At 64.5% G+C, this 19,531-nt stretch carries 15 protein-coding genes; 4 read left to right on the plus strand and 11 right to left on the minus strand.

Annotated features, from left to right (window positions below; all coding sequences use genetic code 11):
- Positions 1-15 precede the first annotated feature (15 nt).
- On the plus strand, positions 16-3,909 hold the full coding sequence (gene purL, locus G3446_RS11510) for a phosphoribosylformylglycinamidine synthase (RefSeq protein WP_164452978.1): 3,894 nt from the start codon (positions 16-18) through the stop codon (positions 3,907-3,909).
- A 278-nt stretch (positions 3,910-4,187) separates the two neighbouring features.
- The gene (locus G3446_RS11515) at positions 4,188-4,610 is read left to right on the plus strand and encodes a BLUF domain-containing protein (protein WP_164452979.1); all 423 of its coding nucleotides are present in this window, start codon (positions 4,188-4,190) and stop codon (positions 4,608-4,610) included.
- Positions 4,611-4,655: 45 nt separating this feature from the next.
- Here the strand turns inward: G3446_RS11515 and G3446_RS11520 are convergent, their stop codons facing one another.
- From G3446_RS11520 to G3446_RS11530, 3 genes are all read right to left on the minus strand, one after another.
- Positions 4,656-5,702 carry a serine hydrolase gene (locus tag G3446_RS11520; protein ID WP_245232460.1) on the minus strand — a complete coding sequence of 349 codons (1,047 nt, stop codon included), beginning with the start codon at positions 5,700-5,702 and terminating at the stop codon, positions 4,656-4,658.
- 190 nt (positions 5,703-5,892) lie between these two features.
- On the minus strand, positions 5,893-6,252 hold the full coding sequence (locus G3446_RS11525) for a TusE/DsrC/DsvC family sulfur relay protein (RefSeq protein ID WP_164452980.1): 360 nt from the start codon (positions 6,250-6,252) through the stop codon (positions 5,893-5,895).
- Between the two features lie 373 nt (positions 6,253-6,625).
- Positions 6,626-7,615 (minus strand): response regulator, encoded by a 990-nt coding sequence (locus G3446_RS11530; protein WP_164452981.1) that lies wholly within the window; start codon positions 7,613-7,615, stop codon positions 6,626-6,628.
- A 388-nt stretch (positions 7,616-8,003) separates the two neighbouring features.
- Between G3446_RS11530 and pgl the strand changes: the two genes are divergently transcribed.
- Positions 8,004-8,708 carry a 6-phosphogluconolactonase gene (gene pgl / locus G3446_RS11535; protein WP_164452982.1) on the plus strand — a complete coding sequence of 235 codons (705 nt, stop codon included), beginning with the start codon at positions 8,004-8,006 and terminating at the stop codon, positions 8,706-8,708.
- Positions 8,709-8,780: 72 nt separating this feature from the next.
- Here pgl and G3446_RS11540 read toward each other — a convergent pair whose 3' ends face one another.
- From G3446_RS11540 to G3446_RS11570, 7 genes are all read right to left on the minus strand, one after another.
- A complete protein-coding gene (locus tag G3446_RS11540) occupies positions 8,781-10,514 on the minus strand; it encodes a nickel-dependent hydrogenase large subunit (protein ID WP_164452983.1) in 1,734 nt (577 codons plus the stop codon).
- Between the two features lie 66 nt (positions 10,515-10,580).
- Entirely contained in the window at positions 10,581-11,885 is a 1,305-nt protein-coding gene (locus G3446_RS11545; protein ID WP_164452984.1) for a (Fe-S)-binding protein, read from the minus strand.
- Positions 11,882-12,544 carry a hypothetical protein gene (locus G3446_RS11550; protein WP_164452985.1) on the minus strand — a complete coding sequence of 221 codons (663 nt, stop codon included), beginning with the start codon at positions 12,542-12,544 and terminating at the stop codon, positions 11,882-11,884. The genes G3446_RS11545 and G3446_RS11550 overlap by 4 nt, the downstream gene beginning before the upstream one ends.
- Complete coding sequence (locus G3446_RS11555) at positions 12,541-13,650, minus strand: hydrogenase small subunit (protein WP_164452986.1); 1,110 nt, start codon at positions 13,648-13,650, stop codon at positions 12,541-12,543. The genes G3446_RS11550 and G3446_RS11555 overlap by 4 nt, the downstream gene beginning before the upstream one ends.
- 20 nt (positions 13,651-13,670) lie before the next feature.
- Positions 13,671-14,120 (minus strand): hydrogenase expression/formation protein, encoded by a 450-nt coding sequence (locus G3446_RS11560; protein WP_164452987.1) that lies wholly within the window; start codon positions 14,118-14,120, stop codon positions 13,671-13,673.
- A gap of 212 nt (positions 14,121-14,332) precedes the next feature.
- Positions 14,333-15,316, minus strand: a complete 984-nt coding sequence (locus tag G3446_RS11565; RefSeq protein WP_164452988.1) for a hydrogenase small subunit — start codon at positions 15,314-15,316, stop codon at positions 14,333-14,335.
- Between the two features lie 30 nt (positions 15,317-15,346).
- Positions 15,347-15,868: a HyaD/HybD family hydrogenase maturation endopeptidase gene (locus tag G3446_RS11570; RefSeq protein ID WP_164452989.1), complete on the minus strand. Its 522-nt coding sequence runs from the start codon at positions 15,866-15,868 to the stop codon at positions 15,347-15,349.
- 121 nt (positions 15,869-15,989) lie between these two features.
- Between G3446_RS11570 and G3446_RS11575 the strand changes: the two genes are divergently transcribed.
- Complete coding sequence (locus tag G3446_RS11575) at positions 15,990-16,232, plus strand: HypC/HybG/HupF family hydrogenase formation chaperone (RefSeq protein ID WP_164452990.1); 243 nt, start codon at positions 15,990-15,992, stop codon at positions 16,230-16,232.
- A gap of 1,060 nt (positions 16,233-17,292) precedes the next feature.
- On the opposite strand, the gene G3446_RS11580 is transcribed toward G3446_RS11575, so the two are convergent.
- Complete coding sequence (locus G3446_RS11580) at positions 17,293-19,479, minus strand: multiheme c-type cytochrome (RefSeq protein ID WP_164452991.1); 2,187 nt, start codon at positions 19,477-19,479, stop codon at positions 17,293-17,295.
- Positions 19,480-19,531: the final 52 nt, after the last annotated feature.

A 19,531-nucleotide genomic window follows, 5' to 3' on the forward strand; every position in this document is an offset into this window, starting at 1 on the left:
CTAGAGCAATCGCCCATGTTGGTCCTCCGTGGCGCCCCCGCCATCTCCGAATTCCGTCTCCAGAAGCTTGCCGATCGTCTCAGGGAGCAGACCGGGACCCAGGTCCAACCCTATGCGGAATACGTCCATTTCGCTCAGTTGTCCGCCGAGCTGAGCGAGCAGGAGCGCGGCGTGCTCGAGCGTCTGCTGCGTTATGGGCCGACGCTGCCGGCGCACGCGCCTGAAGGCAGGCTGATCCTGATCGTGCCGCGGCCCGGGACTATCTCGCCCTGGTCATCCAAGGCAACGGATATCGCGCACAACTGCGGACTCATGGCCGTGCGGCGGATCGAGCGTGGGGTCGCTTACTATCTGTCCACGTCCGGCGATGTGCTCGCGGAGCAGGGGCTCGAGACTGCCGCGGCCTTGCTGCATGATCGCATGACGCAGGTCGCGCTCTTCGACATGGCATCCGCGAGTCGTCTGTTCGATGTGGCGGAGCCGCGTCCCCTCGGGCGTGTGGATGTGCTGAGAGGCGGACGTCCCGCGCTGGATGCGGCGAATCTGGACCTCGGCCTGGCACTCTCGGACGACGAGATCGACTATCTGGTCGACAGCTTCAATGGCCTGGGCCGCAACCCGACGGACGTCGAGCTGATGATGTTCGCCCAGGCCAACTCCGAGCACTGTCGACACAAGATCTTCAATGCCGATTGGGTCATCGACGGTGAGCGCCAAGACCGCTCGCTGTTCAGCATGATTCGCAACACGACAGAGAAGGCCCCCAAGGGCGTGCTGTCGGCCTACAAGGACAACGCCGCGGTGCTCGAGGGGTGGGACGGCCGGCGCTTCATCCCCTGTCCCGATACCCGTGTCTACTGCGAGTCGGAGGAGGAGATTCACCTCCTCATGAAGGTCGAGACGCACAACCATCCGACCGCCATCGCGCCGGATCCGGGCGCCGCGACGGGCTCGGGCGGGGAGATTCGCGACGAGGGCGCCACCGGGCAAGGGGCCAAGCCCAAGGCTGGTCTCTGTGGCTTCTCCGTGTCCAACCTGCGCATCCCGGGGGCAGAGCAGCCCTGGGAGCAGGACCATGGCAAACCGGACAGAATCGTTTCGGCCCTGGAGATCATGCTGGAAGGTCCGATCGGAGCCGCGGCTTTCAACAACGAGTTCGGCCGTCCCAACCTGGCTGGCTACTTCCGCACCTATGAGCAGGAGATTCCCCGCGCCGGCGGGGCGTCGGAGCTGCGTGGCTATCACAAGCCGATCATGCTGGCTGGTGGCATCGGCAATATCCGTGCGGAGCATGTCGAGAAGGGCGAGTTCCCAGCTGGCACGCCACTCGTGGTGCTGGGTGGCCCGGCGATGCTCATCGGGCTCGGTGGTGGCGCGGCCTCGAGCATGACGTCCGGCACCTCGGCGGAGGATCTGGACTTCGCCTCGGTGCAGCGCGCCAATCCCGAGATGCAGCGCCGCTGTCAGGAGGTCATCGACCGCTGCTGGGCACGCGGCACGGAGAATCCCATCCTCTTCATCCACGACGTGGGTGCGGGCGGACTCTCCAATGCCTTGCCAGAGCTGGTGCATGACGGCGGGCGCGGTGGGTGTTTCGGGCTGCGCGAGATCCCGAATGACGAGCCCGGCATGTCGCCCATGGAGATCTGGTGCAATGAGGCGCAGGAGCGCTATGTCCTGGCCATTGCCGCCGAGCGTCTCGATGTCTTCAAGGCGATCTGTGAGCGTGAGCGCTGTCCTTATGCCGTCGTCGGGCAGGCGACCGAGGAGGCGCATCTGAGCCTGGAGGATGCGCATTTCCAGGATCGGCCCATCGACATGCCGCTCTCGCTGCTGCTGGGCAAGCCGCCCAAGATGGTGCGTGATGTGGCCCGGGTGGAGCCGCCGCGCGACGACTTCGACCCGAGCGAGATCGACATTGGCGCGGCGCTCTACCGCGTCCTGCGGCTCCCGACGGTTGCGGACAAGAGCTTTCTCATCACCATTGGCGACCGCAGCATCACCGGACAGGTGGCGCGGGATCAGATGGTGGGGCCTTGGCAGGTCCCGGTTGCGGATTGCGCGGTGACCGTCAGCGATTTTCGCGGTTTTACCGGCGAGGCCATGGCGATGGGCGAGCGGACACCCATCGCGCTGCTGAATGCGCCGGCATCGGGCCGCATGGCCGTGGCCGAAGCCATCACCAACATCGCGGCTGCCAGCATCGAGCACTTGGGCGACATCAAGCTATCGGCGAACTGGATGGCGGCCGCAGGGCATCCTGGGGAGGACGCCCGGCTCTATGACACCGTAAGGACCGTCGGCATGGAGCTGTGCGAGGCGCTCGGGATCGCCATTCCGGTCGGCAAGGACTCCATGAGCATGAAGACGGTTTGGCAGGGCGCCGAGGGCGATCGCCGTGAGATGACCGCGCCCTTGTCACTCATCGTCTCCGCCTTTGCGCCTGTGGTGGACGTGCGGCGGACGCTGACGCCGCAGCTGCGAACGGACGAGGGCGACACCGATCTCATCCTCATCGACTTGGGCCGCGGACAGAATCGCTTGGGCGGCTCCTGCCTGGCACAGGTCTTCAACCAAGTCGGCGGTGAGGTCCCGGATTTGGACGATTCGGAGCTGCTCAGGCGCTTTTTTGCGGCCATCCAGGAGCTGCGCGAGGACGATCTCATCCTCGCCTATCACGATCGCTCCGACGGCGGGCTGATCGCGACCCTCTGCGAGATGGCCTTTGCCGGACGCTGTGGCGTGGACCTCGACCTAGCGGCCGTGGGGCCGGACGATATGTCGGCGCTCTTTAGCGAGGAGCTCGGTGCCGTGATCCAGGTTCGGCATAGCGAAACGGACATCGTGCTGCGGATCCTGGATTACTATGGACTCGCCGAGTTCAGCCCGGTCATCGCCATGCTGGACGACAGCGACGAGATCCGCATCTGCCGCCGCTGCAAGGTGTTGTTCGAGGCGAGTCGCGTGGACTTGCAGCAAGCCTGGTCCGAGACCAGCTTCTGGATGCAATCGCTGCGCGACAATCCTGAGTGCGCGCAAGAGGCCTTCAGCCGGATCGCCAGTCCGGATCCGGGCTTGAGTGCCGTCCTGACCTTCGACCCTGACGACGACATCGCCGCCCCCTACGTGGAGCGCGGGGCGCGTCCGCCCATCGCCATTCTGCGGGATCAAGGCGTCAACGGTCAGGTCGAGATGGCGGCTGCCTTCCACGCGGCCGGCTTCGCCTGCGTGGATGTCCACCTCTCCGACGTCATCGCCGGGCGCGTCGACCTCGCCCAGTTCCGTGGCTTGGTCGCTTGCGGCGGGTTTTCCTACGGTGACGTGCTGGGCGCTGGTGAGGGCTGGGCCAAGACCATTCTCTTCAACGCCAAGGCGCGGGACCAGTTTCAGGCCTTCTTCGAGCGCTCGGATACCTTCGCGCTAGGCGTCTGCAACGGCTGCCAGATGCTCTCGAACCTAAGAGAGCTGATTCCGGGTGCCGACCATTGGCCGCACTTCGTGCGCAACCGCTCCGAGCAGTTCGAGGCCCGTACGCTGATGCTGGAGGTTGGGGAGGCGGGCTCGGTGCTGCTGGACGGGATGGCAGGCTCGCGCATCCCGATCGCCGTTGCGCACGGCGAGGGGCGCGCGGAATTCCGCGATACCGAGCATCTCCTCGCGGCCGAGCCCCATGTCGTTGTGCGCTATATCGAAAACGACGGTCGCGTGGCTGAGTCATATCCCGCCAATCCGAATGGGTCACCCAGTGGGATCGCCGGTCTGACGACGACGGATGGCCGCGTGACCATCATGATGCCGCACCCCGAGCGCGTCTTCCGTGCCGTCCAGAATTCCTGGTATCCGCAGGACTGGGGTCAAGACGGCCCTTGGATGCGGCTCTTCCGCAACGCGCGCGTCTGGGCTGGGTGACGTCCGGCGAAGGCATGCCGCGCATGCGTGCTCAGACTGCGTGCTCAACCATTGCTAGACTAGGGCCTCGATCGTCAGTTGGACCCGTAGGGTGGACGAGCGGGAGCGAAGTCCGCCGAATCCCGCGCCTGTGTTGGTGGACTGCGCTGCGCTTGTCCACCCTACAGCCGGAGGTTGGGTCAATCGATGATCGCCGCCTAGACTAGGGACGGATTACAGATCGATTCCCGTTACAGGTCGATTCCCGGTAAGCAGCCTCGGCATGACGGACGGAGAGCATGAGAAATTTGACCCGAATGATGTACGTGAGCCGCGTCAGCGGTGGCGTCGGTGAAGATGAGTTGAAGCAGATCCTGGAAAGCGCCCGACGCAAGAACAAGGAGCTGAAGGTGACTGGCGTCCTCTGTGGTGGAGGCGGCCATTTCATCCAGGTGCTGGAGGGCGAGCAAGAAGATCTCTTTCGGCTTTATGGCGACATCCTCAACGATCGGCGCCACTACGACAGCGTCTTGATTGGCGTGGCGCCAATCAAGCAGCGCCTCTTCGGGAGCTGGTCGATGGGCTATCTCTCAAATCCGCCCGAGGTGATGGAGGTCCGTCGCAAGGAGCTTCTCGCCGTTTGGCAAGGGCGCTCGGAGGCGGCCGAGCTGCTCACACTGGTCAAGCGTTTTCTGGAGCAGCTGGGACAGGGGACCGCCTAGCCGAGCTCGGTCTGGGCACCGCTTGGCTTGGATCGATTGCCTGGCTCACACCAGGTTGTGGCGATCCTTCATCTCCAGGTAGACAAGGTTCGATACCTTGCGGATGGCGTCGCTGCGCCGCGTGATCCAGCGTCCGTAGTTCTTGGCCCTGCTCCTGCGCTCGATGATCCCGATCATCGTATAGGCGTGGATGCGGCCGCGCCTATCGCGTGCCTCGATGATGCCCATGTTGCCGCAGAGGCGCGCTGTCGAGCCGGTCTTGTCGCAGACTCGGATGTTGTCCGGCATGCTGGGGACCTTGGCGACGATGCGGTCGTGGTTCGGCAGGCGCATGATGCGTCTGATCTCGCTGCTGTAGGGCAGCTTGCCGTGCTTCAACGCATAGAGGAAGCGGCTGTAGTCGTGGGCCGAGGCCTTATTGGCATAGGTGCCGCCTCCGCGCGGAATCTTCTCGACGATGCGCGTGTCTTGGAAGACGCCGGGCGCGTATTTCTTCAAGACGGCCTCGACGTCGCGCGGTCCCCGTCCGGAGCCGTTTCGGCTGACGATATCCATCAGCCGGTTGGTCGAGGGATTGGAGCTCTTCTGAATCATGCGCTCCATCACGCGTCTCACCTCGGCCGTATAGCGTACCTTGCGCGAATGTGAGGCTTGAAAGAAAAAGGCCTGTGCCACGAAGGGCTTGATCATGCTGGCGGCCTGTCGCGGTACGGACTCGTTGATCGAGACGAGCTTGGTACCTGTCGTGAAGTCGTAGACCGACCATGAGGTCCGCTCGCTGGGAAGGATGAGTCCCTGCCGACGCATCCCCTTGACGAGGTCGTTCACCTTGTACTGCAACGGATGTTTGGAGGACGCCTCCGCCGTGTAGCTGGGTGAGCCGAGCAAGAGGCCCGCGCAGGTGGCCGCAAGCGCCTCGAGAAACTGGCGTCGATCGAGAAAGAATCCGTCCTCGTCGCGCTCCGGCATTTGCGGCTCTAGCGACTGAGGCTCCAGTGGCTTCGTAAACGCGATGTCGACGCATTCCTCGTCACCCAGCTCAGTGAGCGCATGGAGCCTGTCCTGATCGTGGAAGTCCTCGAAGTCCTGCATTGCTTCTCCAAGCTCGAGCTCGAAAAGAGCTGTCAGCGACCAGCCATCAGCATTTTCGCAATCAGGCAGCGGCCGGCCGCGTCGCTTGCCTGGGGTCGCCCTGGGATCAGGCGCCAAGAAGCAAGCGTCTCGGCAAGCCAGCAGCTGGAAGCTGATCGCTGGCGGCTGGCAGCTCTTTCTGGTTGGATCCTTACTGAACGCTGCCGAACGAGGGATCGACGGCGCCCGCGGGTGGTTTCAGTCCAGCGAAACGACAGCCTTGAGCCACTGGGCCGCCGGGGAAGATCTCGTAGAGGTACTTGATGCCGCCTCTTTCGTGGAAGGCCTCGTCCAAGGCGTCGTGCAGCTCCCGCACATTGGGCTGCTCCTTGCGGTCGAAGTAGGCCTGGAGTGCCTTGAGCGTCTCCCAATGATCGTCCGATAGGCTGATGCCATCTCCTTGGGCGGCCGTCTCGGCGGCACTGGTGCTCCAGTCCTGGGGCGCATGGGGAAAGCCCGGCTCTTTGCTCGCCGTGCCTGGATTCATGATCTCGGTCATGGTCTCGGCCATGTCGTGTCCTCCAGATGAGTTGGCTGCGCATCGCTCGCTGTGATTCGACTCTCCTGTCCTAGCGCGATCGCTCGGCATTGCGGGATCGAAGAGCCACGATCAGTGTCGATTTTGCAAAGTGTCGCGTCAAGCGCCGATCCGTGCCTATCTGCAAAGATCGGGCGAAGGTGTCTAAGCGGGGCCGCGCGAGATTGGAGCGGATAGGTCGGCGAGCTGGCTGGCGACGCCGAGCGCAGTCGCATGCGCCCTCTCTTTCTAGTGTGCCGATGTCAGGGACATCGCTGGGCCGCTTGTGGCCCCGGTGGAGCCCGAGGACAGTCCGCTGAAAGGCTGGGCTGGGGCAGGAGCTTTTCCCGCCCGTCAGTCTTTTGCGCTAGCCGCCGCTGAGCACGAGGAAAACAGCACCAGCGGCGCCGACGCCTAGGATGGCCGCCAAGGCGATGAGGCCGAAGATGGTGCTCTTGGCCTTCTTCAGTGAGACTTCGAGCGCCTGGACCGACTCGTGAGATGCGGCGATTGCCGTATCGACTGCTTCCTGTGACTCGCGTCTGGCCATGGCTGCCGCCTTGGCTGCGATCTCCTCTGCTTGCTCGGCCGCGTGGCCGCCTCCCGCCTTGGGGAGTGCGTCGCGGAGGTGCTTGTCGACAAGCTCCATGATCTGCGTGCGCTCGGCTTGGAGGCTGCGCTTGATGAGATCCGGCACGGTCTCGGTGGCGATGCGCGTGGAGATCGCCTGGAGGTCCGCCATCGTCGGCAGGGGCGCCGCCTTGCGCTTGGCGGCCTGCTCGGCGGCGAAGCGCTCTTCGATGGCGTGGTGCGCATCCTTGAGGATGCCTGCGCTCAGGTCGCGGCGCAGCTCCTCGATGAGCGCCGGCAGGATCTTCGACAGACGGCCTTCGAGCCGTCCATCGACGACTTGGACAATGGCCTCCTCGGAGAGTCCCGCCGCTACCTCGGCCTTGCCGGCGGCAGGTGCCGCAGGCTCGGGCGCGCTTACGCCAAGTGCGCCCTGCAGCTTTTCGAGCATTTCCGGCAGCAGCTCGGGCGCGGCGGATTTGGGCAGGATGCCGAAGACCCCCTTCTTCTTGGCTTGGGCGACGAACTCAGGCTCTTCGTGCGAGGTGCACATGATGATTGGGATGCTGGAAGTGCGGGTATCCTCGCGAATGACCTCCAGGGCCTCGAAACCGTTGAGCCCGGGCATCATGTGGTCCATGAAGATGGCATCCGGCAAGGCGCCCTTGAGCTTCACGAAGGCTGCCTCAGCAGACTCGGCCGTATCGACCTCGACGCCGTGGCGCTGCAGCTGGAGTCTTAGCGCATAGCGCGCGGATTTAGAATCGTCGACCAGGAGTATCTTCATCGGTCACATCACTTCCAATGATTGTGTTGAATGGCTGACCGGAGATGGCCGGCCGGGTTTGCAGCGCTGACGTTCGGATCCCGCAATACTCTTCACGCGCGCTCTGGTAGAAGCGGCCCGCGGGCTCTTCGGATTCCGCGAAAACGAAAGCCATGCGTCGATCATTGTTTCGGTCAGCCGTCTTGCGTAGGGTGGACTGCGCTGCACTTGTCCGCCAAGGCCGTCGCAGGCTTCGGTGGAATAAGCTCTCGCTCGTCCACCCGACTGAACGGCTCGATGACCGAGGGCGAAGGCGATGCCACTGGACCTCATTGGCATCGCGGGCAGCCCTTGGAGATCCAGGCTGCTAGCCGTTGGGATTCTAGGACATCATGAGGCGGATTTTGCGATGCCGGACACACAGATCGATTTCCACCTTTGCGAGTCCTCGGGGCAGCTGGCCCGCCTCGCGGCGCAGCGAATCCTGACATCCGCGCGGCGCGCGATCACGACGCGTGGGTGTTTTCGCTTGGTCCTGGCGGGCGGTCGGACCCCTCTGAATGCCTACACTTTACTCGTAGACGCGACGTCAGACTGGGACAGATGGCACATCTTCTTCGGTGATGAGCGCTGTCTTCCCCCAGGCGATCCGGAGCGTAACAGCCATGCCGCGGATCAGCATTTCCTGAGCCGTGTCTCCATTCCGGCAGCCAACATTCACCCCATTCCCGCCGAGCTGGGCGCTGAGTCCGCGGCGGAAGCCTACGCCGAGCTGATCGCGCCTCAGCTTCCCCTGGATCTGGTGCTGCTGGGGCTTGGCGAGGACGGTCATACGGCCAGCCTCTTTCCAGGACAGGAGATCCCCGAGGGCGTCTTGGCGATGCCCGTGCATGATGCGCCCAAGCCGCCGCCGGATCGGGTCTCGCTCACCCCAGATGCCATTGCCTCCAGTCATGAGGTTCTCGTCCTCGTCTCAGGGGCAGGTAAGCGGGAGGCCCTGGCGCAATGGCGCTCGGGGAAGGATCTGCCGATCTCCCGCATCAAATCCGACGGGCGGGTCGAGGTCTTGATGGACGTCGCCGCGGCGGGCGAGCCGCAGGGGTGCGCGGAATAGCTTGGCGAGTGTGCCGAGGCGCTTCTCGTCCGGTGCCTGCCAGGGCGCCGAACAAGAAGCGCGCTGTGCGGCTCAGGTGATCTTGATCTCGAGGTCCTCGCCCGAGTCAGGATCCGTCAGGTGGACCGCGCAGGCGATACAGGGATCGAACGAATGGATGGTCCTCAGGATCTCGACCGGCTGCTTGACGTCCGCGAGCTGGTGATTGTCCTGCAGGGCGGCCTCATAGGCGCCGGCCTGGCTCTGCGCGTCTCGCGGCCCCGCATTCCAGGTCGAGGGAACCACGGCCTGGTAGTTGCCGATGCGGCCATTCTTGATGACGATCCAGTGCCCCAAGGCGCCGCGAGGTGCCTCCATGAAGCCCGCGCCCTTGGCCTCGCGTGGCCAGGAGGAGGGATCCCATAAGGCTTCGTTGAAGGTCTTGGTGTCGCCGGTCGCGATGTTGGCGACCAGTGCGTCATACCAGCCCTGCATCGAATCGACGACGATCTTGGTCTCGAGCGTTCGGGCAGCCGTCCGGCCAAGCGTAGAGAAGAGCCCCTCGATGGGCAGGTCGAGCTTGTCGAGCGTCATCTGGACGAGATCCTGCGTCTGCTCGTGACCTGTCGCGTAGAGCATGAGGACGCGCGCGAGGGGGCCGACTTCTACAGGTTTGCCATTCCAGCGTGGCGCCTTCATCCAGGAGTAGCCGTCCGCGACGTCGAGCTGGGAATAGGGGGGCTTGACGCCGCCTCTGCCGTCGTATTCCAGGTTGGTCTCGCCCGCGTAGGGATGCAGACCCTGGTCGTTGCCGGAGCTGTAGTCGTACCAGGAATGGGCGACGAACTCCCGGATCTCGCTGTCCTCGTGCAGGTCCACCGGGTGGATCTTCGAGAGATCCCGGTCGAGGATGACGCCGCGCGGAAAGAGGAAGCTGTCGGGATTCATGATGCCGCCCTCGCCGGGCAGGTCACCATAGCAGAGGAAATTGCCGAGCCCTTCGCCGCGCGTGCTCCAATCCTTGTAGAAGCCGGCGATGGCCAGGGTATCTGGCACATAGACCTGATCCACGAAGGTGAGCATGGACTGGATGATGTCCTGCACCTGCGCCAGCTTGGAGGCGTTGATCGCGGAGTCCGAATTCAGATCGATCGGGCAGGGCGCGCCCCCGACCAGGAAGTTGGGGTGCGGGTTTTTGCCGCCGAAGATGGCGTGCAGCCGGGCCGCGTCGCGCTGCCAGGCAAGCGCCTCGAGGTAGTGCGACACCGCCATGAGGTTGGCCTCCGGCGGCAGTTTGTAGGCTGGATGGCCCCAGTAGCCGTTGGCGAAGATGCCGAGCTGCCCGGATTCGACGAAGGTCTCGATGCGCTTTTGGGTGTCCGAGAAGTAGCCGGGCGAGGACTTCGGCCAGCTGCTGATGGACTGGGCCAGCTCAGAGGTCGCCGCCGGGTCCGCGCTCAGGGCGCTGACGATGTCGACCCAGTCCAGTGCGTGCAGGTGGTAGAAGTGCATCACATGATCGTGCACGTATTGAGCGCCGATCATGAGGTTGCGGATTAGCTGTGCATTGAGCGGCAGCTCGACCTGCAGGGCGTCCTCCACGGAGCGGACCGAGGCAATGCCATGCACCAGGGTGCAGACGCCGCAGATGCGCTGGGCGAAGGCCCAGGCGTCACGCGGATCGCGGCCTTTGAGGATGGTTTCGATGCCGCGTACTGAGGTGCCCGAGCTGTAGGCTTGGGCGATCTGGTCCCCCTCCATCTGGGCCTCGATGCGAAGGTGCCCCTCGATGCGGGTGATGGGGTCGACGACTAGACGCTCACTCATGTTCGTGAATCTCCTGCGCGGAGTCGGCGCGCCGACCCCGCCTTAATCGGTGAAGGCCGTCTTGCGTCAGGCCTTGGCATCTTCCTCGGGGGCCGGCTCCTTCTCGACGAGATGATCCGCGATCATCTCGGTCAGGCCGACCACCGGGATGTCCATGTTGAACTCTTCCAGCCCTTCTTCGAGCTGCGTCCTGCAGGTGGCGCACATGGTCACCATGCGCTCCGGCTCGACCTGCTCGATCTGTGCCTTCTTGCGCTTGAAGGCGGCCATCTTCAGCGGCTCCGCGCGCTCGTTGGAGCTGACGCCGCCGCCAGCGCCGCAGCACCACTGGTAGCGGCCGTGCTCCTCGAGGTCGACGAAGTTGTCCGCGACCAGGTCCATGAGGTTGCGCTGCTGTTGGATCACGCCGCTCTTGCGGGCGAGGTTGCAGGGGTCGTGCATCGAGAGCCGATCCATCTCTTTGCCCTCGGTCTTGATGCGTCCGGTCGCACGCAGCTCCTCCAATACCTCGACGATGTGGAAGACACGGAAGGGATAGCGCCGGCCGATTAGGTTGGGGCCTTCCCAGCGAATGGCGGTGAAGGCGTGCCCGCATTCGGGGCTGATGACCTTGGGCACCTTGAGCTTCTCGGCGGCGGCGACGACGCGCTCGACCAGCTGGGCCGCAATGTCCTTGTTGCCGATCTGGATGCCGGCGTTGGTGGCCTCGAAGCATTCGGTCGAGAGGGTCCAGGTCACACCCGCGTGATGGAAGATCTTGGTGATGGCCTCCAGATACTCGGGGAAGTTGATGACCTCCATGGAGGAGAGCAGCACCATGTACTCGGCGCCGGCCTTGTCGACCGGGACCTCCAAGCCGCTGCTGGTCTCGACGTGCTTGATCTGTACGGCCAGCGTCTTCCACTGCAGGCCCATGGGGCTGCCGGTGGTGATGGCGCGGATCGAGGCGTTGATGAGGCCTTCCGGGGCATGGCCGGACTGCACCATGCCTTCGCGCGTCTTGCGGATCATGTAGGCCAGGTCGTTGCCGACGGGGCAGACCATGGAGCAGCGCCCGCACATGGAGCAGGAGTCATAGAGCAGCTCCTCCCACTCGGCGAGCATCTCGTCTGTGACCTTCTGCTCCAGACCGAGCAGGCGCTTGATGCGTCCCCAAAGGGTGAATTCGGACTCCCAGACGCGCCGCAATGGCTCGAGCTTGAGGATGGGCGTGTATTTCGGATCCCCGGTCTCGAGGTAGAAGGGACAGGACTGGGCGCAGATTCCGCAATGGACGCAGCTCGAGAAGAAGGCCGCGGTCGGCGCGTCGATCTCGGCGCGGAAGGCGGCGAGCCCGCGCTCCAACGACAATGTGCTCTCTTGTGCGCTCATGACTGAACCCCCTTGCGACCGAAAGCGGCGCCGTTGTACCAGCGGGCGATGAAGGCGGTGAAGATATGCGTCAGCTTGGTGAAGGGCAGCATGATGAGAAAGATCTCAGCGCAGAGGATGTGCATCCCGAGCGCGAGCGGGTAGGGATTCACCAGCCGGTGGTAGGCGAGATAGCCGGTCAGCACCACCAGGAAGACGATGGTCCAGACCAGATAGTCCTCGACCGTGCTGATGCGCCGCTTGACCGGGTGGGTCATACGGTGGACGAGCGTGGCGATCAGACTCAAGAGGGTCACGGCCGTGAAGAAGTCGACCACTGGGTTCGCGAGTCCCGGCCAGGAGATCCCGAGCACGCCCTTGATCAGCTCGATGTGCGGGATGAAGAGCAGCAGCGCGATCAGGAAGCCGATGTGCCAGACCCAGCCGACCACCACGTTGAAGGGCGCCCGCTTGAAGGTTCCCGGATCGGCGACCGTGCGTGTCAGCACCGTGCGGAAGCCCGGCATCCACTCGTTGGCGCGCGGCTCGGCGTAATTGGTCGAGCGGCCGAGCACCAAGATCTCGACCAGACGGGCGAGGAGGCCGATGGCGAAGATGGCCATGGCAATGTTGAACATGGGACCCTTGGTCCACAGCAGGAAGTCCATCGCGTCGCTCATAGCTTCTTCTCCAGCTCTTCGATGGTAACGGGCTGTCGGTTCGCGTCCGCCTTCTTGACGCGATGCTTCGCCACTGCCGCAACTGTGCCGCCGACGACCGCGCCGGCGGCGCCAGCCGTTAGCAGCGTTCTCGCGTTGGCCGTGAGCGGCACGGAGACGGGCTCGTAGAAGCTGCCGCCGTCCCAGAAGCTCGGCTCCGAGCAGCCGAGGCAGGGGTGCCCGGCTTCGATGGGCCAGCTGGTGCCGGAATTCCACTTCATGGTCGCGCAGGCGTTGTAGGTGGTCGGCCCCTTGCAGCCGAGCCGGTAGAGGCACCAGCCTTCCTGGGCGCCGCGATCGTCGAAGGTCTCCGCGAATAGCCCCTTATCGTAGAAGGGGCGGCGATAGCAGCGGTCATGGATGGACTGGCCGAAGAAGGCCATGGGCCGACCATAGCCGTCGAGCTCGGGCAAGGCTCCAAAGGTCAGGTAGTGCGCGAGGACCCCGGTGATGACCATGGGAACCGGGGGGCAGCCGGAGACATTGATCACAGGCTTGTCCTTGACCAAGTCCATGACCGACATGGCGCCTGTTGGGTTCGGCTTCGCCTGCGGCAAGCCGCCAAAGGCGGCGCAGGTGCCGACCGCGATGACGGCGGCGGCATGCTCGACCGTCTCCATCAGGATGTCGTAGTTGCTGTGCCCAGCCACGGTCGAAAAACCCGGGTTGGCGTCAGGTCCAGGGATAGAGCCGTCGACGACGACCAGATACTCACCTGCATTGGCCTCCATGGCCGTCATGCGGGCGGCCTCCGCGGCGTCTCCCGAGGCCGCCTGGAGCGTGTGGTGGTAATCCAGGGAGACCATGTCAAGGATGAGATTCTCGAGGGTCGGCGCGTGACTGCGCGTCAACGACTCCGTGCAGCCGGTGCACTCCTGAAAAGACAGCCAGATGACCGAGGGGCGTTTGGCCTGCTCCAGCGCTGCCGCGATGCGGGGCACCATGCTGGCGGGCAGTGCCATCATGGAGGCTGTTGCGGCACAGAGCTTGAGGAAGCCGCGGCGCGAGAGGCCATGCGCTCGCAGGCTCTCGCCAAGGGTCTTGTCAGGGCGCTTTGGGGTAGCCATGGGCCCTCCTATGGGGGGTGTCAGGACGATAGTGGCGTGGTGCCCGTTGCTTGCTCCAGGCGGGCATCGAGCTGAGTGAGCGCATCCGCGAGGTCCTGCGGCTGCGGGCGTAAGATCTCCGGGACGGACGCGACCTCCAGGTGCAGGGTGAGCCGTTGCTGCTCGGCATTGCGATAGTCGACCAGCCAGACGCCGGCGATCGCGGTCTCCTGGACCCGAGTGGGTCCCAAGGCGTCGACCCTGGCCTGGACCTCGCCCGTGCCCAGCCAATCCGTCAAGCGGTCCAGATCACCAGGTCCGAAGGGCATCGCGGATAGGTCGATGCGCGTCTCCTCGCCGGTCTGAACGAATCTTTGAAGGGCGTGACGAATCTCATTGAGGACCGGAAAGGCATTTCCGAAACTGCGTGGGGCGCCCTGGCAGTCCTGGGCAGCGCTCGGTTGCTCTTTCGCTCGGTCAGACTCTGGCATGGCGGGCCTCGCTTGTGATTCGAGGATTCTAGGCCGTTTGACTCTGGTCCTTCTTGATTCAGCTCAGCTTCGATCGGGAAGTTAGTATTCTCGAATATGCTTTCGTGGTGGATTTCACGAAACCGCCAACCCGCCTTCCGCTGAATCTGACGCTAGCCGCTCACGCGCTTCGCCGCGCGAAGGCGAGCCCCGCGCGGTATCCGCTCGAGTCGTCACCGTCGAGCGCATCCACCGCGCGAGACATAGAAGCGGTCGCGATCCCAGAAGCCCGGCTCAGAGCAGCCGAGGCATGGGTGCCCTGAGCCGACCGGCCAGCTTGTGCCGTCGTTCCATTGCAGCGTCGCACATGCATTGTGCGTCGTCGGGCCACGGCAGCCGAGCTTGCAGAGACACCAGCCGGCCTTGGCACCCTCGTCGTCGAAGCTGTTGGCGAAGCGTCTACGATCGAAGTGCTCGCGGCGGTTGCAGTGGTCATGGATCGAGTCGCCGTAGAAGGCGATCGGGCGGCCCTCGTCGTCCAGCTCGGGAAAGGCGCCGTAGGCGAGGTAATGGACCAAAGCGCCCGTGATGACCGCGGGGATGGGCGGGCAGCCGGGTAGATTGACCACGGGCTTGTCGGTCACCAAATCCATGACGGCGCAGGCACCGGTCGGATTCGGGCTCGCCTGCGGCAAGCCGCCAAAGGCAGCGCATGTGCCGACGGCAATGACCCCGGCGGCGTCCGCGACCGTTTCCAGGAGCCTTTGGTCGTTGCTGTGCCCCGCGACCGTTGAAAAGCCGGGGTTGGCAGAGGGACCCGGCACGGCGCCGTCGACGATCGCCAGATAGTTGCCAGCGTTGTCCTCCATCGCCGCGAGCCGCGCTTCCTCGGCGGCCTCGCCCGAGGCTGCTTGCAGCTTGTGGTGATAGTCGAGTGAAATCAGGTGGAGGATGAGGTCTTCCAGGGGGTGGGCGTGGCTACGGGTCAGTGACTCGGTACAGCCGGTGCACTCTTGGAAGGACAGCCAGATGACGGAGGGGCGCTTGGCTTGCTCGAGCGCCGCCGCGATGCGCGGCACGGCGCTCGTCGGGAGTGCCAGCAGCGAGGCCATGGTGGTGCAGAGCTTGAGAAAGCTGCGGCGGCTGACGCCGCGCGCGCTCAGGCTGTCGCCGATGCTTCTGAGTGGGGTCTTGCAGGAGGTCTTGCGGACGTGCATCTCGATGCCTCCCATCGATCCTCGCGTCGTCTACCTGGAGCCGCTCGGAATTCCGCCATGATTGGCGTCGAGCGGCGGGGACGTCATGGTCCAGCGCGCATAGAGCGCATGGATCTCTGTGGCCGCACGCGGCACCGCCGCGGCCACGGAGGGGGTCAGCTGCTCGCCCCAGCCGATATGCTCGGGCTCGATTCCGATCAGGGCGCGCTGAGGCGGCAGTTGATCCGTCAGGCGGACCATGTCCATGAGGTCGGCCAGGCTGACTTCATGAACGCTCTTGGCGTGCGTGCGCAGCTGGCGATCCATGGCCTCGCCCTCGAAGACGCGCAGGGTTCCGGGCGCATCGCCCATGGCGGCGGCATCGACGACGATGAGACGCTCGGCGTCGCCAATGGGGCCGGCTAGGGTGAAGCTCAGGGTGCCGCCGTCCATCAGCGTCCAATTCGCAGGCGGGGGCGGGCCTGCCTCCAGGTGCTTGAGCACCGCCGCGCCGACGGCCTCGTCTGTCATGAGGACGTTGCCGAGGCCGAGAATCAGGGTGGATGAGGGCAAGATGGGGCGCTCCGAGTACGCGGGCGGGCAGGGCCGCGAGTGACAACTTTCCTTGCGCCTGAGTCTAACGCGTCCTAGCCTCGGCTATGGAATGCTGTGGATCAATGGGGAGTGAGATTCCATGTGTTTCGGAATTCCGATGCAGGTGAAGTCGATCGACGGCTTCACCGCGCGCTGCGAGGCCAAGGGTGTCGAGCGCGAGGCCAGTCTCTTCATGCTGCAGCACGAAGAGGTCAGCGTGGGCGACTATGTGGTCGTCCATTTGGGGCATGTCATCAATAAGGTCACGGCGGAGGAAGCGGCTGCTGCCTGGGAGGTCTACGATGAGATGCTCGCGGCGGAGGCCGGCGGCGCTGGGCGCTGAGCTCGGGCCGTCGATGCCGTTTGGTCGAGCAATTGGGCGGGATTGGTCTCCGTATCCCCCTGGTGCTGCAACACAAGCGGCAGTTGAGGCGGGTGTCTTTGCGGTGAAGCACCCAAGGAGCCGGGTGGCAGCCGCCACCTAGCTCCGTTCGTCGCCTTCTGTCAAAGGCCCTGCGTCGAGCGAATCAGTAGCGGGGAGGCGGACCGTAGCGACCCGGCTCGTAGGGCGGGCGTCCGCCGCTAGACCCTGGTGGTCCATAGCCAGGCGCGGGCCCATATCCAGGGCCATAGCCACGGCTTGGTCCATAGCCTCGGCTAGGGCCGCCGCCCCGCCCATAATTGGGACCAGAGCCGTAGCCAGGCCCACCAGGCCCGCCGTAGCTTGGACCGCTTCCGCCATAGCCCCCTCGCCCTGGGCCTTGACCCTGGCTAGATCCCCCTGAGCCGCGCCCGGGTCCTTGTCCTTGCGATGGACCTTGTCCTCGGCTGGGCCCTTGAGCTTGTCCCTGTCCTGGGCGTTGCTGTCCCTGTCCCTGTCCCTGTCCCTGTCCCTGTCCCTGCGTCGGTCTCTGCCCGTAGCGCTGTTGGCTCTGGCCCTGAGGCGGGCCTTGCCGCTGTCCGCCCTGGTAGTAGCCCTGTCCGGGCTGTGCCCAGAGCGGAGAGGATGTTCCGACGCTTAGCAGCGCGGAGACGGCGATAGCGGCCGCTCGAAACCCTGGTCTCTTCATTGTTCTGATCTCCTGGTTGGGTGCGAGGTGCCTCGGTGAACCTCGCGTTGGCGCCGTCAGCGGAGGAGTCGAGAATCGCTGACATGCAGCTCGACTCTAGCACGGCGCTCCCTGTGCCGGGGGGCAGGGGACACGGGGATCGTCGATCCCGTGGAGCGGCGAGCCCATCTGTTCGGGCTTGGCCGGCACGCGGCTTCTGGAGGTGGGTGTCGGAAAGATAGGACGGAGGCTAGGGGAGTCGCACGTGGGTCGCGGCCCAGCACGCTTCGCTAGGACTATGGGTCCGAGGGAGCCCCGCGAGCTCGCGCGAGCGGGCCTCCGAATGGGCTGCCGTCACTCCTTGCTTGTCGTTCCCGGGCCAGCGTCGCTTGCTGCGACGCGCTCGACGACGTCGATGTCTTGCAGCTCTGCTACGCGCTCCGGGGTGTAGCCGAGCATGGCGAAGTCCATGATGCCGTTCGGCGAGTGGCAGTCGCTGCAATCGCGTCCTTGGCGCTGAATGCCGTGGTTGATCATGAGGGTGCCCATCTGGCGCATCCAGTGCGGCTCGACGTTGACGAGCTTGTCGTCCACGACGGGATAGATGGTCTTCCAGCCATCGGTGATGCCGAAGTAGGCCATGAACTCGTCCATCATGTAGAGCTTGAAGGGCTCTTGGTACATGCGTTTGACGATGGGGTCCTGCAGGGCTTTGACGACGGCCGCCTTGGTGTCGCCCGTCTCATAGTAGGTGGTGTAGTCGAACGGCAGGATCATGGCGCCGAAGGGGCCCTGATTCGTCATGTCCTCGTACATCATGGCGTTGAACAGCTTGAAGGGGTAGAGGCGGCTGTCGCCGTCGTTCATGGCGGCGCGCAGGTTCGCCTGGATCATGGCCTCGCGCTTGGCGAGCAGCTCGGGCGGGAGCTGGGACAGCGGATTCGTCGCCATCTCGACATAGCGATCGACATCGATATCCGGGTAGCGCTCCTTCAGCTCCTCCGCTTTGGCGCGCACGGCAGCGATGACGTCCGGGTTGTCGATTCGCGCAATCTGCTGCATGAGCGGGTTGTAGGCGTCGGACCCCATGGGGTTGTTGCCCAGGGCGTTGGCTAGGAAGGTGCCGTTGCCGTTGAACCAGAGGAAGGTGAATCCCTTGCCGGGGGCGCCGGAGCGATAGACGTCGGTCGGCTCCCAAATGCCTTCTTCGGGATTCCAGGTCGGGTGGACCCAATCGCGCAGCACGACGTTGTCGGGCTGCAGCTCGGCGATGTGACAGGTCTCGCAGGCCAGGCGCTCGATGTGTCCATTCAGCAGCGCCTTGTGCTCCGAGCTGTTGTGCGGCGCGCGCGAATGGCAGCTCTCACAGGAGACTTCTTTGTCAGGAAGGTCGTTGGCGACCAGATCGACGCCCTTGCGCCCACGCGGAATCTTGTGGCCTTCGGGTTGGTGACAATCCGTGCATTGCAGCCCGGCGGCCGCGTGGACGTCGTCCTGGGGCGCGAACGGGTTGCCCCGCTTGGCACCACGGTGAAGGATGCGCTGGTGCTTGTAGCCAGTGGCTTGGGCAGCCGCGTTGTGCTGGTAGGCATCGCCGCCCATGTTGTGCTGGTGGCAGCGCAGGCAATTCTCCGAGCGGATGGGGCCGACGGTCAGGGCGGCGCGCAGACTGCGGTCTTGGTCCCAGCGCAGGCCGTGCTCGTCGCGAATCACGACACGCTGGTTCATGTCGTAGTCGGTCGAGTGGCAGATGAGGCAGTCGATCCCCTCCTTGGCCTCAGAGGGGACATCGCCGATCGGCATCATCTTCTCGGTGGCGGGCTGGTAGTTGCCGCCAATGTGGCATTGCCCACAGCCCTCGCTGCGGAGCTGAGTCTCGCCGTTGGCGGCGTGCTCAGGCTCGGCCTCGACGAGCGCGGCCCAGCCTGTCCAGGTGAAGCTCCCCGGGATGCCACAAGCGCGGTCGATCTTGCCGACCGGGATCTTGTGTGGTCCGCTGTTGACCTGCCTCCCGTCATAGCCGTAGGTCGAAAAGCCCCCAGAGTCGCTCTGAAACTTGAAATGGACCGAATTCACGATGTCGTCAAGCGTGTTGACGGTCGATGTCGTGCCGTCCGGATGGTCGACCTTGATCCTGGCGTGGCAGGTCAGGCAGGTCTCCGGGCCTTCGTAGCGGCGGATGCCGGCGTCGCGGAAGTATTTGATGTGAGAGGGCTCGGCATCGCGGACCACGGAGTCCGTCCCCATGAGCATCTCGATTTTGACCTTGCGGGCGAAGGCATCCTGATCGGCCTCCACGATGGCCGCGGCCTTGCGGTAGCGGGCATCTCGGGTGATGTCCTCGGCAAGCGCCTCGAACTGTGCATTGGTCAGCGGCTTGCTGCTCTCATAGGTGAGCTGCGCATTGGTTTTGCCGACATAAGCATCGAAGACAATGGGATACAGCAGCTTGTAGGCCAGCGTCAGCGCGAGCAGCGCCATGGCTGCCGTGAAGATCCGGCGTCGCGTCGGCGTGGAGAGCAGATTCTGAAGCGCGGTCATGAGCGTTACTCGTAAAGATTCCAGCGGGTTTCGGCGTGCCGACTCAGGGGCG

Origin of the sequence: Thiorhodococcus minor (assembly GCF_010820565.1) — a bacterium.
In the GTDB taxonomy this organism is placed as follows: Bacteria; Pseudomonadota; Gammaproteobacteria; order Chromatiales; family Chromatiaceae; genus Thiorhodococcus; species Thiorhodococcus minor.

Coding starts and splice junctions, on each gene's coding strand:
- G3446_RS11540 (WP_164452983.1), bottom strand. CDS start 10,514: ATGAGTGAGCGTCTAGTCGTCGACCCCATCACCCGCATCGAGGGGCAC.
- G3446_RS11555 (WP_164452986.1), bottom strand. CDS start 13,650: ATGGCTACCCCAAAGCGCCCTGACAAGACCCTTGGCGAGAGCCTGCGA.
- G3446_RS11515 (WP_164452979.1), top strand. CDS start 4,188: ATGAGAAATTTGACCCGAATGATGTACGTGAGCCGCGTCAGCGGTGGC.
- purL (WP_164452978.1), top strand. CDS start 16: ATGTTGGTCCTCCGTGGCGCCCCCGCCATCTCCGAATTCCGTCTCCAG.
- pgl (WP_164452982.1), top strand. CDS start 8,004: ATGCCGGACACACAGATCGATTTCCACCTTTGCGAGTCCTCGGGGCAG.
- G3446_RS11545 (WP_164452984.1), bottom strand. CDS start 11,885: ATGAGCGCACAAGAGAGCACATTGTCGTTGGAGCGCGGGCTCGCCGCC.
- G3446_RS11580 (WP_164452991.1), bottom strand. CDS start 19,479: ATGACCGCGCTTCAGAATCTGCTCTCCACGCCGACGCGACGCCGGATC.
- G3446_RS11575 (WP_164452990.1), top strand. CDS start 15,990: ATGTGTTTCGGAATTCCGATGCAGGTGAAGTCGATCGACGGCTTCACC.
- G3446_RS11525 (WP_164452980.1), bottom strand. CDS start 6,252: ATGGCCGAGACCATGACCGAGATCATGAATCCAGGCACGGCGAGCAAA.
- G3446_RS11520 (WP_245232460.1), bottom strand. CDS start 5,702: ATGCAGGACTTCGAGGACTTCCACGATCAGGACAGGCTCCATGCGCTC.
- G3446_RS11565 (WP_164452988.1), bottom strand. CDS start 15,316: ATGCACGTCCGCAAGACCTCCTGCAAGACCCCACTCAGAAGCATCGGC.
- G3446_RS11550 (WP_164452985.1), bottom strand. CDS start 12,544: ATGAGCGACGCGATGGACTTCCTGCTGTGGACCAAGGGTCCCATGTTC.
- G3446_RS11530 (WP_164452981.1), bottom strand. CDS start 7,615: ATGAAGATACTCCTGGTCGACGATTCTAAATCCGCGCGCTATGCGCTA.
- G3446_RS11560 (WP_164452987.1), bottom strand. CDS start 14,120: ATGCCAGAGTCTGACCGAGCGAAAGAGCAACCGAGCGCTGCCCAGGAC.